This is a genomic window from Stappia albiluteola (genome assembly GCF_014050225.1).
Taxonomy (GTDB): Bacteria; Pseudomonadota; Alphaproteobacteria; order Rhizobiales; family Stappiaceae; genus Hongsoonwoonella; species Hongsoonwoonella albiluteola.
The window spans coordinates 12,729-26,820 of sequence record NZ_JACFXV010000054.1 but is presented as its reverse complement, the minus strand read 5'-3'; the positions used below and the strand labels follow the sequence as shown (position 1 = coordinate 26,820).

13 protein-coding genes are annotated in these 14,092 nt (G+C 64.7%); 1 reads left to right on the top strand and 12 read right to left on the bottom strand.

The annotated features are described in order from the left end of the window. Positions 1 to 179 precede the first annotated feature (179 nt). The 6 genes from H2509_RS12525 to H2509_RS12500 form a co-directional block, all read right to left on the bottom strand. On the bottom strand, positions 180 to 1,712 hold the full coding sequence (locus H2509_RS12525) for an acyl-CoA carboxylase subunit beta (RefSeq protein ID WP_182165866.1): 1,533 nt from the start codon (positions 1,710 to 1,712) through the stop codon (positions 180 to 182). Between the two features lie 98 nt (positions 1,713 to 1,810). Next, entirely contained in the window at positions 1,811 to 2,590 is a 780-nt protein-coding gene (locus H2509_RS12520) for an ATP12 family chaperone protein (protein WP_182165864.1), read from the bottom strand. Next, complete coding sequence (locus H2509_RS12515) at positions 2,590 to 3,258, bottom strand: HAD-IA family hydrolase (protein ID WP_328805076.1); 669 nt, start codon at positions 3,256 to 3,258, stop codon at positions 2,590 to 2,592. The genes H2509_RS12520 and H2509_RS12515 overlap by 1 nt, the downstream gene beginning before the upstream one ends. Positions 3,259 to 3,270: 12 nt before the next feature. Further along, a complete protein-coding gene (locus tag H2509_RS12510; RefSeq protein WP_182165862.1) occupies positions 3,271 to 4,281 on the bottom strand; it encodes an RluA family pseudouridine synthase in 1,011 nt (336 codons plus the stop codon). Positions 4,282 to 4,410: 129 nt separating this feature from the next. After that, positions 4,411 to 4,791 (bottom strand): fluoride efflux transporter CrcB, encoded by a 381-nt coding sequence (crcB, locus tag H2509_RS12505; RefSeq protein WP_182165860.1) that lies wholly within the window; start codon positions 4,789 to 4,791, stop codon positions 4,411 to 4,413. A gap of 91 nt (positions 4,792 to 4,882) precedes the next feature. Next, positions 4,883 to 7,315: a patatin-like protein gene (locus H2509_RS12500; protein ID WP_182165858.1), complete on the bottom strand. Its 2,433-nt coding sequence runs from the start codon at positions 7,313 to 7,315 to the stop codon at positions 4,883 to 4,885. A 197-nt stretch (positions 7,316 to 7,512) separates the two neighbouring features. Here H2509_RS12500 and H2509_RS12495 point away from each other — a divergent pair, with 197 nt between their 5' ends. After that, positions 7,513 to 8,022 carry an L-2-amino-thiazoline-4-carboxylic acid hydrolase gene (locus tag H2509_RS12495; protein ID WP_182165850.1) on the top strand — a complete coding sequence of 170 codons (510 nt, stop codon included), beginning with the start codon at positions 7,513 to 7,515 and terminating at the stop codon, positions 8,020 to 8,022. On the opposite strand, the gene H2509_RS12490 is transcribed toward H2509_RS12495, so the two are convergent. The 6 genes from H2509_RS12490 to rpsM form a co-directional block, all read right to left on the bottom strand. Next, entirely contained in the window at positions 8,023 to 9,330 is a 1,308-nt protein-coding gene (locus tag H2509_RS12490) for a replication-associated recombination protein A (protein WP_182165848.1), read from the bottom strand. 19 nt (positions 9,331 to 9,349) lie between these two features. Next, on the bottom strand, positions 9,350 to 10,795 hold the full coding sequence (locus tag H2509_RS12485; RefSeq protein WP_182165846.1) for a DegQ family serine endoprotease: 1,446 nt from the start codon (positions 10,793 to 10,795) through the stop codon (positions 9,350 to 9,352). 617 nt (positions 10,796 to 11,412) lie between these two features. Then, on the bottom strand, positions 11,413 to 11,841 hold the full coding sequence (rplQ, locus tag H2509_RS12480; RefSeq protein ID WP_182165844.1) for a 50S ribosomal protein L17: 429 nt from the start codon (positions 11,839 to 11,841) through the stop codon (positions 11,413 to 11,415). An 81-nt stretch (positions 11,842 to 11,922) separates the two neighbouring features. Next, positions 11,923 to 12,990 (bottom strand): DNA-directed RNA polymerase subunit alpha, encoded by a 1,068-nt coding sequence (locus H2509_RS12475; RefSeq protein WP_182165842.1) that lies wholly within the window; start codon positions 12,988 to 12,990, stop codon positions 11,923 to 11,925. A gap of 37 nt (positions 12,991 to 13,027) precedes the next feature. Next, on the bottom strand, positions 13,028 to 13,417 hold the full coding sequence (gene rpsK / locus H2509_RS12470; protein ID WP_182165840.1) for a 30S ribosomal protein S11: 390 nt from the start codon (positions 13,415 to 13,417) through the stop codon (positions 13,028 to 13,030). Between the two features lie 180 nt (positions 13,418 to 13,597). Then, positions 13,598 to 13,966: a 30S ribosomal protein S13 gene (rpsM, locus tag H2509_RS12465; protein WP_182165838.1), complete on the bottom strand. Its 369-nt coding sequence runs from the start codon at positions 13,964 to 13,966 to the stop codon at positions 13,598 to 13,600. Positions 13,967 to 14,092 lie beyond the last annotated feature (126 nt).

The following is a 14,092-nucleotide window of genomic DNA, read 5'->3' as shown; positions in this document are numbered from 1 at the left end:
GTCCTCCGACGGTTGAGGGTTGGGGCAGCCGCCTGCCCCGCACTCGGCTGTCATCCCCGGCTCGACCGGGGATCCAGTAGACACATGCCTTAGTGGCAAGATCGCGGATTTCGGCGGTTACTGGATGCCCATCCAGGTGGGCATGGCAGAGTGGGTGACGAGCGCCCCCCGGACAATGCTCACAGCGGAATGTTGTCGTGCTTCTTCCAGGGGTTCTGCAGCTGCTTGCCGCGCAGGAGGGCCAGCGCGCGCGACACGCGGCGGCGGGTCGAGTGCGGCAGGATCACCTCGTCGATATAGCCCCGTTCGGCCGCGACGAAGGGATTGGCAAAGCGGTCCTCGTAGTCCTTGGTGCGCTTGGCGATCTTGTCCTTGTCGGCCAGTTCCGCGCGATAGAGGATCTCGACCGCCCCCTTGGCCCCCATCACCGCGATTTCGGCGCTTGGCCAGGCGTAGTTGATGTCGCCGCGGATATGCTTGGAGCTCATGACGTCGTAGGCGCCGCCATAGGCCTTGCGGGTGATGACCGTGATCTTGGGCACGGTCGCTTCGGCATAGGCGAACAGCAGCTTGGCGCCGTGCTTGATGAGGCCGCCATATTCCTGCGCGGTGCCCGGCAGGAAGCCCGGCACATCCACGAAGGTGACGAGCGGGATGTTGAAGCAGTCGCAGAAGCGGACGAACCGGGCGGCCTTGCGGCTCGCGTCGCTGTCCAGCACGCCGGCAAGCACCATCGGCTGGTTGGCGATGATGCCGACGGTGCGGCCCTCGACGCGGCCGAAACCGGTGATGATATTGCCCGCATGCGACGGCGAGATCTCGAAGAAGTCGCCCTCGTCGACCGTCTTCAGGATCAGTTCCTTCATGTCGTAGGGCTTGTTCGGATTGTCCGGAATGAGCGTGTCGAGGCTCATGTCCACCCGCGCCGGATCGTCGTAGCAGGCAAGCTCCGGCAGGTCGGCCGTATTGTTCATCGGCAGGAAGTCGACCAGCCGGCGCATCTGCTGCAGGGCATCGACATCGTTGTCGAAGGCACCGTCGGCGATCGACGACTTGGTGGTGTGGACGGATGCGCCGCCGAGCTGCTCGGCCGTCACCGTCTCGTTGGTCACCGTCTTCACCACGTCCGGCCCGGTCACGAACATGTAGGACGTGTCGCGGACCATAAAGATGAAATCGGTCATCGCCGGCGAATAGACGTCGCCGCCCGCGCAAGGCCCCATGATGACGGAGATCTGCGGGATGACGCCGGAGGCAAGCACATTGCGCTGGAACACCTCGCCGTAGCCGCCGAGAGCGGCAACGCCTTCCTGGATGCGCGCGCCGCCGGCGTCGAAGAGACCGATGATCGGCGCACGGTTCTGCAGCGCCATATCCTGGATCTTCATGATCTTCTGGGCGTGGGTTTCCGAAAGCGATCCGCCGAAAACCGTGAAATCCTTGGAGAAAACGTAGACCGTGCGGCCGTTGATCGTGCCCCATCCGGTCACCACTCCGTCGCCCGGAATATGGCTGTCGCCCATGCCGAAGTCGGTGCAGCGATGCACCTTGAACATGTCGAATTCTTCGAAAGAGCCTTCGTCCAGAAGCACTTCGATACGCTCGCGCGCCGTCAGCTTGCCGCGCCCGTGCTGCGCCTCGATGCGTTTCTCGCCGCCGCCCACTCTCGCGATCGCACGCCGGCGTTCCAGTTCGGCCAGGACCTCTTTCATCGCCGCTCTACCTCTTGCATAACTTCCAACTGCGGTCGTAGCACGCACGGCCGGAACCCGTAACCTAGTCTAAGGATGGACGTAATCGAAAGACGATATCAGACCCGCGCATCCGCGAGGATAAGCGCGGCGGCGGCGAATTCGGCATGGCGCGCGGCGCGCCGGGCGGCCGCCTCGGCATCCTCGCCCCATTGCTCTATATTCCAGTCCTCGTCGACATGGGCGGCCGACCATACGGCCTCCGCCTCGAAGGCCCCCTCGCCGAGCGCCAGAGCAAGAACCGCCGAGCCGGTCAAGGTCGTTACGGTGTGAAGCGCCGCTATCTCCAGCGGGCCGCGTTCGTCCAGCGCCGCCCGGAAAGCGGCAAGCAGTGCCGCATCCTGGGCCACCGGCATCAGGCCGCAGGCAAGGCTGAACGGACGCCCGAGACGCGTCTCGGCCCAGGCAAGCACCGGATCCCAGGCCGCATTCTGCCGGCCCACCAGCTTTTCCGGGCTGTCGGCGCGATAGCACAGCAGATCGCTGCCGGCATATTCGGCGATGGTGTCGGCAACGTCCTTGAGACGGTCGGCAACGCCGTCGAGGGCGGAATTGGCAATCCGCGTCAAAGGCATGGTCGCCGGGTCGATGACCTTTTCCTGGCGTTCCCATTCCCCTGCCACGGCCTGCGCGAGCCGCGCGCCCGGCAAGGCCAGCACCCGGCGCGCCGGCGTCCTGACCGGGCGACCGTCGAGCAGGATGGCGTGGCCGCCGTCGCGTTCCTCCACGCTCACCTTTTCGTAGAAGCGCTTCGGCAATTCGCGCCGCGACAGTTCCTTGGCCCGCTCCACCGGATCGATGGGCGGTTCGCCGGAGAGGTCCTCGAGGATATCGCGCATCACGCAGCCTCCCTGTTCCAGCCGAAGAGCCCGGAGATCGTGCTCTCCAGCGCATCGAAATGGCCGATCACCTGCCCGGCGCCGGCCGCCCGCAGACGGGCCTCGTCATGATAACCCCAGGTCACGCCGATCGAGGCGACGCCGGCGTTCTTCGCCATTTCCATGTCGAAGCTGGTGTCGCCGATCATCACGGTTCGCGACGGCTCCACGCCGGTTTCCTCCATCGCCTGGAAGATCATCGCCGGATGGGGCTTGGACGGCGCGCGGTCCGCCGTCTGGCGCGTCACGAAGCGTCCGACCAGACCATGGCTTTCTTCCATGTGCACGACGCCACGCAGCGCCTTGCCGGTCGCCACGCCAAGCAGCACATCCTCACGCGCCGACAAGGCGTCCAGCGCCTCGCGTGCGCCCGGATAGAGCGGATCGACCACGCCTTCCGCCCGCAGGCCAAGCTGGAAATTGCGATAAGTATCGGCCATATGCGGCACGCGGCCAAGGTGAGCCTCGCCGACGAGTTCGGCAATCGCGACCTCAAGCGATAAGCCAACGATCGACAGTGCCGTCCTGCGGTCGGGAACCGGGATGCCCTCCTGCCGAAAAGCATGTTCCAGTCCGGAATAGATCACGTTCTGGCTGTCGATGAGCGTGCCGTCGCAATCGAAAATCACAAGGTACAGGGCTCAATCCTCCGGCTCGTTGATATCCGGGTCATATTGCGAGGCGTCGAAGCCAAGCAGGTTCCAGGACTGCTGCATATGCGGCGGCAGGGGCGCGGATACATCGATCGAACCATTGCCGGCAGGATGGGGGATCACGATCCGGCGGGCATGCAGGTGCAGCTTGTTCTGCACGCCGCCCGGGACTTCCCAGTTCTCGACGTTGAAATATTTTGGATCGCCGACGATCGGATGGCCGATATGGGCCGCATGCGCGCGAAGCTGGTGCGTACGGCCGGTGATCGGGCGCAGGCTCACCCAGGAAACCTTCGGGCCTGCCTGATCGACGACCGAATAGAGCGAGACGGAATGCTGCGCGTCATCCTCGCCGTGGCGGGCGATGCGCATGCGCTCCATGCCCTCGTCGCGGGCGAGATAGGTCGACACGCGGCCCTGGCGCGGTCGCGGCACGCCGGCAACCAGCGCCCAGTAGATCTTGCGCGTCTGGCGCGCGCGGAAGGACTTGGAAAGCTCCTGCGCGGCGCGGCGCGTCTTGGCCAGAAGCAGGATGCCGGAGGTTTCCCGGTCGAGGCGATGGACGAGACGCGGCTTGTTGCCTTTCTCGTCGCGAAAGGCCTCCAGCATCCCGTCGAGATGGCGCGACAGGCCCGAGCCGCCCTGTACCGCGAGGCCGGCGGGTTTGTTCAGCACCATCACCTCGCGATCCTCGTAGAGGATCATCGCCTCCACGGCGCGGCGGTCGTCGGCGTCGAGCTTGCGCGAGCGGGGCTTGGCATTGGCCTTGTCCTGAGCTTCCACCTTCGCATCGGTCTGGAGCGGCGGGATGCGCACGCTTTGCCCCGGCGCCACGCGGGTCGCCGCATCCACGCGCTTGCCGTCGACGCGCACCTGCCCCGTGCGCAGAAGCTTCTGCAGGTGGCCGAAACCGAGGTCCGGATAGTGGCTCTTGAACCAGCGGTCGAGGCGCATGCCAGCCTCATCCGCGGTGATGGTCTTGTTTTCGATGCCAGCCATTTGCGCCGGAAGTCCCCGATTAGGCGATCGACGCTTCCGCGCAGCCCGCATCACGCAGGGTGGCAAGGTTTCGGAAGGGTCGGAATTTCCGTGTCCGGTATAGGGATGTTTCGGAGGATTTGAAAGATTCTAGTGGCCAAACAACCGCACGACGCTCAACCCCGCGAAGATGGCCAGCAACGCGCCCGCGACCGAAAGGCCGGCATAGGAGATGGCGAGGCTCTGCTGCCCCCGTTCCCAGAGCGTGGCGAAGTCCAGCGAGAAGGCCGAGAAGGTGGTGAACCCGCCGAGCACGCCGGTCGCGAAGAAATAGCGCACGGCCTGATCGCCGCTTGAGCGCGCGGCGAGCCAGCCGATGAAGACGCCCATGGCGAAGGAGCCGACGAGGTTCACGGTCAGCGTCGCATAGGGATAGCCCGGCCCGAGCAGCTTGAGGCTGACCATGCCGACGAGGTGGCGAAGCCCCGCGCCAATGCCGCCACCCAACATCACCAGCAACAGATGCTGCATGCCCCTCGCCCGATCTTGCGCCCGAATCTCCATTTACCATCAAAGCGCTCGGGCGAAAACCGGCGGATGCAGCCGGCTTGCGGGACCCGGATCACAGGGCGATACCGACAGGCCATTCGGCGAGCCGCGCTTCCACTTCGGCAATCAGCGACGGCACGAGATCGGGATCGGCAATGAGATGGGGAGCTTCTTCCCGCAGGATCGCCAGGAAAAGCTCGTGCCGCAGGCTCTCGCAGACGGACGCATCCAGTTGCTTCTCCGGCCCGGCGGCGGAAAGCACGAGCGTCACCAGACGATCCGCGGCATTGAGCCTGCCCCAGAGATAGTCGTGCTCGCGCCAGCGGCGATTGAAGAAGGCGCCGAAAGCACTCAGCGTCGTGCCCTTCAATGTCAGCCCGCCCGGACGCAGCGTATGCGGATCGCTGGGGCTGATGCGGTCGATACGGATCTCGTTCACTTCGACCGCATCGGGGCGCCGCAGGACCGGCAAGGTCACCAGATCGTAGAAGGCAAAGCCGACATAGGCGCTCGTCAGCTGCGCGCGACGCTCCGGCGGCAGGTAGTTGTAGGCCATCACCGAGAAGACGTCGTCGCTCAGCCGATCGAGATCCGACAGCCCCATGCGTTGACCAAGAAGCTCCAGCAAATTCGCAAGGGTTGCCCCGTCGTCCGCGCTGGACCGGGCGAATTCGGCGGCAACCCGGCACGTCTCCTCGCCGTAGAACTCGCGTGACCAGCGCCGCGTCAGGTGGTCGACCTGCTCGTAGAGCGTGGTCTTCAATTCGTCCATCGCCACGGAGCCGTTGCCGGCCTGCCATTCCCCACCGCGATACAGGCGGTTCAGCCGAAGGATCACGAAGCGCAGGCGGCGGATGCGATAGTCCACATCGAGATGGCGGAGGAACATGACGATCTCCGGCGAGGTGCGGCTCGTCCGGGAGGTCTTTTCCAGCCCCTTTTCCAGCCATGCGGCGATGCGTGCCGCTACTTCCTGCTCGCCGATTTCGGCACCGCCCAGAGCCGCCAGCCGCGAAACCAGGATGGAAAGGCTTTCGGTGACGACCCTGAGCTTCAGCCGCTGGTAGCCGAAATAGGTGTAGCCGGCGGCGCGATGCGCCGCCTCGTTCGCCTCCATCCGCGCGCGGGTCAGTTCGTTGACGGTCGGCGGCGTGCGCGGGTCGAGCCGGATGATCTCGGCGACCTCGCGTTCGACCACCGGCTCCGCCGCGGCGATCACGTCGGCCACGTGGTGAACCTCGCGGTTGAGCTCCGCCACATGCTGGAGCGCGTCGCCGATCGGTTCGTTGCGGGGGATATGCGCCATCGAAGCGAAAATGACGCGGAAGAAGCCCGGCACGTCGGGTCCGTCCACCGCTTCGGCCGTGTTGATGTCGGCCGGCAGCGGATCGACATAGACGAGCCGGCGCACCACCTCGCGCGAGGCCGGGCGCTTGGCGATCGCATCGATCACCGGCTGGAACGGCTTGTTCATCACCACGCTGCCGTCCACGAAGACGCGGGCGGCCGGATCGGTATCCCGGTCTCCGGCGAGCTTGTCGAGGAGGATGCGCCGACGCTCCAGGGGATCGGCCTCGTTGAACCAGGGCTCGCCGCGCTCCAGGAAGACGTGATCCATCTCGCCGACCGTCATCGGCGGAAAGGCGCCGGGAAAGGAGCTCGTCGCCCGTGCGGCGAAGACAAGCGCCGGGATAAAGGGATCGGTGAACTCGGACGTCACATCGCCCGCCGCCCGGTGGCGGGCCTTGAACCGCAGGATGCGGCGGTGCTCCTTCTCCTCGATCACCCCCGCATTGTCGATGTCGAAGCGCCGGCGCTGGCCGTGGAAATCGGTCAGCGTCACGAACAGGTCGAGCCTCTGGCCCTGCGGGATGAGGGTGCCGCGTCTGCCGGCCGCTTCGTCATTGTCGCCGACCGCCGTGCCCATGGCGGCTGCCGCATCGAGCATCCAGCCGACGAAACGCTCTCCCGAAAAAGGCGGCGTGAACCAGCGGGCCTGCACGAACTGGCGCAGCTTCTCGCGCGTTTCCGGGTCGGTGGTCTCGGATTTCAGGCCCATGGCGACAAGGCGGTCGATCACCGGCGCAATCGAGCCCTTGAGATAGCGCGTCAGGCCGACAGGCTCGTTGGAAAGCTCGGTGACATCGGCATTCTGCAGCCAGAAATCGCGGTGCATGTCGATGTCGAGGTCGTGCGCGATCGCGCGCGCCAGCATGACGCCGTTGATGCCGCCCGCAGAAGCGCCCGCGACCACGTCGACGACGACGCGAAGGCTGACCTCGGGCGTGAATTTTTCAAGCAGGCTGCGATAAAGAGCCGCCGTCACCGGTTCGGCTTTCGCATCGATTTCCTCCCGAAGCCCGGAGGCATTGCCGAAAATCTCGCGCTCCAGCTTGCGCGAGGCGCGTACGATATTGAGGAATTCCCGCGTCACGCCGTGCATGTAGACGGCGAGCGAAACGCCTCCATAAAGCACGAGCGCCAGGCGCAGTTCGATCTGTTTCATGGGACGGACTACCCGGAACCGTGATTCTCATGATGCCGTCCCTTTGGGGTCTGCCGCAATGACAAACCGGCAACGTTTCGCCGCCTTCAAAGTCTGGCGAGTATCGCCGGTCGTGGTTGAAGCCATGCAGCGCCCCGTGCGACAGTCCGCTCCCGCAAACGCCGCTGGCGAAACAGACCTACCGGACAGTACCGACCATGACCGACGTGCCGCTGAAAGACACCCTTACCGAACGCCTCGGCGTATTGACCCGCCGCGAGACGGAAGCCCGCATCCTGATCCCCGTCATCGAGGCGATGGCGGAAGCCTTCGGCAAGGAGGAAGTGCATGCGATCCTGCGCAAGACGATCGTCGAGATCGCGCGCCGTCAGGGCAAGGCGCTTGCCGACGATTTCGGCGCCGACTCGGCCGCTTTCCTGGAAACGCTGCAATTCTGGACGAAGGACAATGCGCTTGAGATCGAGACCTTGCGCGATGACGGCCGCCATCTCGATTTCAACGTCACCCGATGCCGTTACGCGGAGATGTACCGCGCGCTCGGCATACCCGAGCTCGGCGCGATCCTGAGCTGCAATCGCGATTTCGCACTCATCGAGGGCTTCAACGAGGATGCGAAGCTCACCCGGGAGCAGACGATCATGCAGGGCGCGCCGTGCTGCACCTTCCGCTACGACTTCGGTGTCGGCGCGGATGACAAGCCGGCCTGATCAGCCGCCGCGCTCCCGGCGCAGTCGCGCCCAATAGTCCAGCCGCTTGCGGATCTCGCGTTCGAAGCCTCGCTCCGGCGGATCGTAGAAGGTCTGCCGGCCGATCGCCTCGGGAAAATAGTCCTGGCCCGAGAAGCCTTCCGGGGCGTCGTGGTCGTATTCGTAGCCCTCGCCGTAACCTTCCGTCTTCATGAGCTTCGTCGGCGCGTTGAGGATATGCTTGGGCGGCAGCAGCGAGCCGTTCTGCTTGGCCGCACGCATCGCCGCCTTGTAGGCGACATAGACGCCATTCGACTTCGGCGCAGTGGCGAGATAGACCGCCGCCTGGGCAAGCGCCAGTTCTCCCTCCGGCGATCCCAGCATCTGATAGGCGTCACGTGCCGCGTTGGCCTGTACGAGCGCCTGCGGATCGGCAAGCCCGATATCCTCCACCGCCATGCGGATGAGCCGGCGCGCGACGTAGAGCGGATCCTCGCCGGCATCGAGCATACGCGACATCCAGTAGAGGGCGGCATCCGGGTCCGAGCCCCGGATCGACTTGTGAAGCGCGGAAATCAGGTTGTAGTGCCCGTCCTGCGACTTGTCGTAGATCGGCGCCCGGCGCTGGACCACCTCCTGCAGTCGGGCCGCGTCAAAGACCTCGCCTTCCCGCGCCGCCCGCCAGACGTCCTCGGCGAGTGTCAGCGACGCCCTGCCGTCGCCATCGGCCATGCGCACGAGCGCGGCCCGCGCCTCCTCGTCGAGCGGCAGGGGCTTGCCCTCCACCTCCTCCGCCTTGGCGAGAAGCTTGCCGATTGCCTCGACGCCAAGGGAATGGAACACCATCACATGGGCGCGCGACAGCAGAGCTGCATTCAGTTCGAAACTCGGATTTTCCGTCGTGGCGCCGACCAGTGTGATGGTGCCGTCCTCCATCACCGGCAGGAAGCTGTCCTGCTGCGCGCGATTGAAGCGGTGGATCTCATCGACGAAGAGCAGCGTGCCCCGGCCGGTCAGGCGGCGGGCGCGGGCGGCCTCGAAGACCTTCTTCAGATCCGCGACGCCTGAGAAGATTGCCGAGATCTGCTCGAAATGCAGGTCCGTCGCGTCGGCAAGCAGCCGGGCAACCGTCGTCTTGCCGGTGCCGGGCGGGCCCCAGAAGACGAGGGACCCGAGGGTGCGCGTCGCCAGCATGCGCGACAGCGTGCCTTCCGGGCCGAGCAGATGATCCTGCCCGACCACATCGGCAAGCTTGGCCGGACGCAGCCGGTCGGCCAGCGGACGCGGGCCCACCTTGTCGAGACCGGCTGCCTGGAACAGATCACCCATTTGCCTTACCCGTAGAAGCTCAGCCGCGCAGCGCGATCCGCAGCACGCGCCCGCCGCGCTTGATCTCCAGCCGCCAGAGCCTCGGATCTCCACTCGCCAGCCGCTCCAGCCGTCTCGTATTGTCCACCTTCTCGTCGTTGACGGAAAGGATGATATCGCCGACCTGAAGGCCGACGCGATTGGCCGGGGAACCGGGCTCGATCCCGGCGATCACCACACCTTCCTCCAGACCGTCGAGGCGAAGTTCCTCCGCCACCGCCGGCGAGAGGTTCATCACCGTGCTGCCGGCAAAGGGCGAATACCCCTCCAACGTGCGGGCATCGCGCTTGACCGCCTCGGGTGCCGGGGAAAGGGCAATGGTCAGCGTCAGTTCCTCATGCTCCCGCAACACCTTGAAAGCCGTGGTCTTGCCGATCGGCTTGGTCGCGAACCGGTAGCCGAAGCTGTCGGGGTCCGTCACCTCGACACCGCCGACCTCCGCGATCAGATCGCCAACCTTGAGGCCCGCGCGGTCGGCCGGGCCGCCCTTGTAGATGCCGGTGACCAGCACGCCACGCGGACGGTCGAGGCCGAGCGCCTCCGCAATCTCGGAGCTGACCACCTGGACGCTGGCGCCAAGCCAGGGCCGGCGGACCACGCCGTCTCCCTTCGCCGCGGCGGCGACGAAGTCCACCATATTGGCGGGAATGGCAAAGCCGATGCCGTTCGAACCGCCGGATCGGCTGAAGATCGCCGTGTTGATGCCGACCAGCCTGCCCTGGATATCGACGAGGGCCCCGCCCGAATTGCCCGGATTGATCGCGGCGTCCGTCTGGATGAAGAACTGGTAGTCGGTAACGCCCACCCGTGTGCGGGCCAGGGCGGAAACGATGCCCTGCGTGACCGTTTGCCCGACGCCGAAGGGATTGCCGATCGCCAGCACGATGTCGCCAACCTTCAACTCGTCGGAATCGGCGAAATCGACATAGGGAAAGCTGTCGGACGCGTCCTTTACCTTCAGGACGGCAAGGTCGGTCCGCTCGTCCTTGAGCACGATTTCCGCGTCGAACTCGCGGCGGTCGGCAAGCGCAACCCGCACCTCATCGGCATCCTTGATGACGTGGTGGTTGGTCACGATGATGCCGTCGGCGGAAATGATCACACCGGAGCCGAGCGAGGATTCGACACGTTCGCGCGGCCTCCCCCCGCCCAGACCTTCCGGGTTGCCGAAGAACCGCCGGAAGAAGGGATCGTCGAAGAAGGGCGACACCCGCTGGCGCTGCAGCACCGTGCGGCTGGCATAGACGTTGACCACCGCCGGCGCCACGTGCTCCACCACCGGCGCGAAGGAGAGCGTGATCTGCGCCTGGGAAAGCGGCACGGCTCGCTCCTCGGCATGCGAAGCGGTCGCCGGCATTCCCACGCCCGCCGCGATTGCGCCGGCCAGAACAAGATTGCGCGCGTCCTGCAGCAGGCCCCTTTTCATTGCCATTTCTCCATATTCCTTTGCCCGGCAATTTAGATAGGCCGTCAATGGACGGGAACTACCAACTGCTGTCCGGTGTAGTTTTGATCGTGCGGCAGACGCCATTAAAAGGTCGCTCGTTTCTATATTTCCCCCAACTTGGGATACGGCTGCGCGATTTTTTGATGTGCCCCCCAGGCAAATTGAATTCAAGGCACGGAGCAGGTTAGGCGGACGGCGCAATCCCCTCTCCCTTCAGAGAGAGGGTTAGGGTGAGGGTGCATAAAGGCCGTTGAAATTCATCGATGTCGATTTCCCCTCACCCGGCGCTAATGCGCCGACCTCTCCCTCCAACCGGGGTGTTCCCCGGTTGGGCTGCCAGAATGCCGAAGTCGGAAACATCCGACTTCGGGCGGGAGAGGTCGGCGCACGCGGTATCCGCTCTGCCCGCCACCAATCCCAGTCTAAGCCGGGCCGCAGCGGCGAATCACCCGGGAATCAATATCTTGATCGCCACCTTTGAGCGACAAGATGACCGCAATTTGTCCAAACCGCCATCGGCCGGGACGTCAGGCGGGCAAAAGAAAAAGGCGGCCCGAAGACCGCCTTTGTCCATCCGACGCCGAAGGCGCAAAGCCTTACGCCGCAGCCTCGGCCTCGCCGGCTTCGGCGGCGAGACGGGCGCGATCGCCGGCGCCGCGGGCGCTCTCGTCACGGTCGACGAGCTCGATCACGGCCAGCGCGGCGTTGTCGCCATGGCGGAAACCGGCCTTCAGAACGCGGGTGTAGCCACCGTTGCGCTCCTTGTAGCGCGGGCCGAGCGTGTCGAAGAGCTTGCGCACCATTTCCACGTCGCGGATTTCGGAGATCGCCTGACGGCGGGCATGCAGGTCGCCCCGCTTGCCGAGGGTGATGAGCTTCTCGACGATCGGGCGAAGGTCCTTCGCCTTCGGCAGGGTCGTGACGATCTGCTCGTGCTGAATGAGCGCCGCAGCCATGTTGGCGAACATGGCCTTGCGGTGGCTTGCAGTCCGGTTGAGCTTGCGGCCGCGGTTTGCGTGGCGCATGGCCCTCTCCTTCCAGGTTTCTCTAGACGGCCGCTATACGATGCCGCCCGGTTGATGGTGCAAGACGGTGCGGGCCGTCTCTCAATACTGATGATCTTCGTAGCGCTTGGCGAGCTCGTCGATGTTCTCCGGCGGCCAGTTGGCCACTTCCATGCCGAGATGCAGACCCATCTGGGCGAGAACTTCCTTGATCTCGTTCAGCGACTTGCGACCGAAATTCGGAGTGCGAAGCATCTCCGCCTCGGTCTTCTGGATGAGGTCGCCGATATAGACGATGTTGTCGTTCTTCAGGCAGTTGGCCGAACGCACCGACAGCTCGAGTTCGTCCACCTTCTTCAGAAGCGCAGGATTGAAGGCAAGCTCGGGAACGAGCTCTTCCTTCATTTCGCGCTGCGGTTCCTCGAAGTTGACGAAGATCGAGAGCTGGTCCTGCAGGATGCGCGCCGCATAGGCAACCGCATCCTCAGGCTTCACCGAACCGTCGGTCTCCACGCTGAGCGTCAGCTTGTCATAGTCGAGAACCTGGCCCTCGCGGGTGTTCTCGACCTTGTAGGAAACCTTCTTGACCGGCGAATAGAGGCTGTCGACCGGGATAAGGCCGATCGGCGCATCTTCCGGACGATTGCGGTCGGCCGGCACGTAGCCCTTGCCGGTATCGACGGTGAACTCCATGCGGATCTCGGCACCCTCGTCGAGCGTGCAGATCTGCAGTTCCGGGTTGAGGATCTCGATATCGCCAACCGTCTGGATGTCGCCGGCGGTGACCACGCCCGGTCCCTGCTTGCGCACGACCATGCGCTTGGGGCCTTCGCCCTGCATCTTCAGCGCGATTTCCTTGATGTTGAGCACGATGTCGGTGACATCCTCGCGCACACCCGGAATCGAGGAGAATTCATGCAGAACGCCATCGATCTGCACGGCCGTCACGGCCGCGCCCTGAAGCGACGACAGGAGAATGCGGCGCAGCGCATTGCCCAGCGTCAGACCGAAGCCGCGCTCGAGCGGCTCGGCAACCACCGACGCGTGGAAACGCGGGTCGGCGCCGAGCTTGATCTCAAGCTTCGTCGGCTTGATCAGTTCCTGCCAGTTTTTCTGGATCGTCACAGTAACTTCCTCCGGCTTTCCCGCCGGAACCTCGGTTCCGGCCATTCTTTGCCATGAGAGAAAAAGGGAACGGTGAATACGGTCAGACGCGACGACGCTTGCGCGGCCGGCAACCGTTGTGCGGGATCGGCGTCACATCGCGGATCGACGTGATGACGAAACCGGCGGCCTGAAGCGCGCGCAGAGCCGACTCACGACCCGAACCCGGGCCACGAACCTCGACCTCGAGCGTGCGGACGCCATGCTCGGCGGCCTTCTTGCCGGCATCCTCGGCGGCAACCTGCGCAGCATAAGGCGTGGACTTGCGCGAGCCCTTGAACCCGAGCGCACCCGCCGAAGACCAGGAAATCGTGTTGCCCTGGGCATCGGTGATGGTGATCATCGTGTTGTTGAACGTCGAGTTCACGTGCGCGACGCCCGACGAAATATTCTTGCGCTCGCGGCGACGCACGCGCGTGGTATCTTTAGCCATTGATTTCAGTTCCTTGTTCGATCTCTTCACCGCCGTAACACCGGCGGCTCCACCGGACTTTGAGCCTCGCTCCGGAAATTTCCGCCCTACAGGGCCCCGGACCGGGTCAACTCAAAAACCGCATCTGCGCTGGCGGCCCCTCGACGGCAAGCCGAAGAGAAGCCGCGTCGTGGCGCGAGATTACTTCTTCTTGCCGGCGATCGGCTTCGCCGGACCCTTGCGGGTGCGCGCATTGGTGTGCGTGCGCTGGCCGCGAACCGGCAGGCCGCGACGGTGACGCAGGCCGCGGTAGCAGCCGAGATCCATCAGGCGCTTGATGTTGATCGCGGTGTCGCGACGCAGGTCGCCCTCGACCATGTAGTCCCGATCGATGGTCTCGCGGATCGCGAGCACTTCGGCGTCGGTCAGTTCGCTCACGCGGCGAGCGGAATCGATGTTCACCTTCTCGATGATTTCCTGGGCGAACTTCGAGCCGATGCCGTGAATGTACTGAAGCGCAATGACGACGCGCTTGTTGGTCGGGATATTTACACCTGCGATACGGGCCACGGGCCGTCTCCATTTCATGCGGCGTCCAACGGGATCGCCGCGCCAGTATTTCCCCGCGTCCGGTGGAGGCCGGCCCTTGCGGGGCATGATTTCAAGCGAAAAAAGATGCCGCTCCGCGCAACCTGC

Coding starts and splice junctions, on each gene's coding strand:
- H2509_RS12525 (WP_182165866.1), bottom strand. CDS start 1,712: ATGAAAGAGGTCCTGGCCGAACTGGAACGCCGGCGTGCGATCGCGAGA.
- H2509_RS12520 (WP_182165864.1), bottom strand. CDS start 2,590: ATGCGCGATATCCTCGAGGACCTCTCCGGCGAACCGCCCATCGATCCG.
- H2509_RS12510 (WP_182165862.1), bottom strand. CDS start 4,281: ATGGCTGGCATCGAAAACAAGACCATCACCGCGGATGAGGCTGGCATG.
- crcB (WP_182165860.1), bottom strand. CDS start 4,791: ATGCAGCATCTGTTGCTGGTGATGTTGGGTGGCGGCATTGGCGCGGGG.
- H2509_RS12500 (WP_182165858.1), bottom strand. CDS start 7,315: ATGAAACAGATCGAACTGCGCCTGGCGCTCGTGCTTTATGGAGGCGTT.
- H2509_RS12495 (WP_182165850.1), top strand. CDS start 7,513: ATGACCGACGTGCCGCTGAAAGACACCCTTACCGAACGCCTCGGCGTA.
- H2509_RS12490 (WP_182165848.1), bottom strand. CDS start 9,330: ATGGGTGATCTGTTCCAGGCAGCCGGTCTCGACAAGGTGGGCCCGCGT.
- H2509_RS12485 (WP_182165846.1), bottom strand. CDS start 10,795: ATGAAAAGGGGCCTGCTGCAGGACGCGCGCAATCTTGTTCTGGCCGGC.
- rplQ (WP_182165844.1), bottom strand. CDS start 11,841: ATGCGCCACGCAAACCGCGGCCGCAAGCTCAACCGGACTGCAAGCCAC.
- H2509_RS12475 (WP_182165842.1), bottom strand. CDS start 12,990: ATGGCCGGAACCGAGGTTCCGGCGGGAAAGCCGGAGGAAGTTACTGTG.
- rpsK (WP_182165840.1), bottom strand. CDS start 13,417: ATGGCTAAAGATACCACGCGCGTGCGTCGCCGCGAGCGCAAGAATATT.